The following is a 1,139-nucleotide window of genomic DNA, read 5'->3' on the forward strand; positions in this document are numbered from 1 at the left end:
CGACGGCAGTTGTAAAAGTCGTCAATATAGGCCTCGATGTCGCGCTCGGCATCGGCGTGATCGAGGTACCCCTTTGGATTGAGCCATTCGCTTTTCAGGCTTCTAAAGAAGCGCTCCACGACCGCGTTATCCCAGCAGTTTCCCTTTCTGCTCATGCTCTGCACCATGCCGTTGGCCTTCAGGTCTTCAACAAAGTACGCACTGGTGTACTGACAGCCCTGGTCGGAATGGAACATCACACCGTGCGATGCCCGCCGTCTGGCCCGAGCCTGCCGGATGGCCCGGATCACCAGCTCCGTGTCGGCCTGCAGCGCAAACGCCCAGCCGATAATGCGGCGCGAATGCAGGTCCATCACGATGGCCAGATACGACCAGCCCTGACGCGTGCTCACGTACGTAATGTCTCCAGCCCAGACCTGATTGGGTCTGTCCTGCTCAAAGTTGCGATCCAGCAGATTCGGTGCAACCAGCGCCTCACCATTGGCCTTGCTGTAACGATGCGTACGCTGCCGCGTTACTTTCAACTGCGCTTCGCGCATCAGCGAACGTGTGCAGTGACGGCCTATGTCGTGGCCGCGCTGGCGCAACGCCTGCGACATCCTGCGGCTGCCGTAGCTGCCGCGGGTTTCCCGATGAATCTCGCGCGCAGCCGTCAGTAGCGCTGTTGGCGAACGACGCGCCACTGGGCGCCGCGCGAGCGCGTAGTAGCTGCTACGGGCAACGCCTGCCACCCTGCACATCACGCTTACCGGCCAGGCCTTCTTCAGCGAATGGATTACTTCGGGAAGCGATCCATTTCCTTGACGAAGAAGGCCGTAGACTTTTTTAGAATGTCGCGTTCCCTCTCAAGATCGGCCACCCGCGCTTCCAGTTCGCGGATGCGACGCGCGTCTCCTTCGAGCTGCAAGGGCGTACGCGCTGGCTTTGCCTGCTCGGCACGCCATTGCGCTACCCAGCGGCGCAGCGCCGTATCGCCCACGCCCATTGCTTCACAGGCCTGGGAAAACGAATAGCCCTTGCTGACCACCAGTTGTACCGCTTCTGCCTTGAATTCTTCGGGTATGTTCCGTCTGCTCATTTCTCACCTCGTTTGGAGAATTATCCCCTTTAGAGGTGTCCATAGTCATTGGACCACTACA

1 protein-coding gene is annotated in these 1,139 nt (G+C 59.5%); it reads right to left on the minus strand.

Annotated elements, in window-relative coordinates; all coding sequences use genetic code 11:
• A protein-coding gene (locus M0D66_RS37905; RefSeq protein WP_266212958.1) for an IS3 family transposase occupies nt 1-1,078 on the minus strand; the annotation gives its coding sequence in 2 pieces (ribosomal slippage) (nt 1-820 and nt 820-1,078; 1,079 coding nt annotated over the 2 pieces). This gene is flagged as partial in the annotation.
• Nucleotides 1,079-1,139 lie beyond the last annotated feature (61 nt).

Origin of the sequence: Paraburkholderia sp. SECH2 (genome assembly GCF_030464795.1) — a bacterium.
Lineage (GTDB): Bacteria > Pseudomonadota > Gammaproteobacteria > Burkholderiales > Burkholderiaceae > Paraburkholderia > Paraburkholderia aspalathi.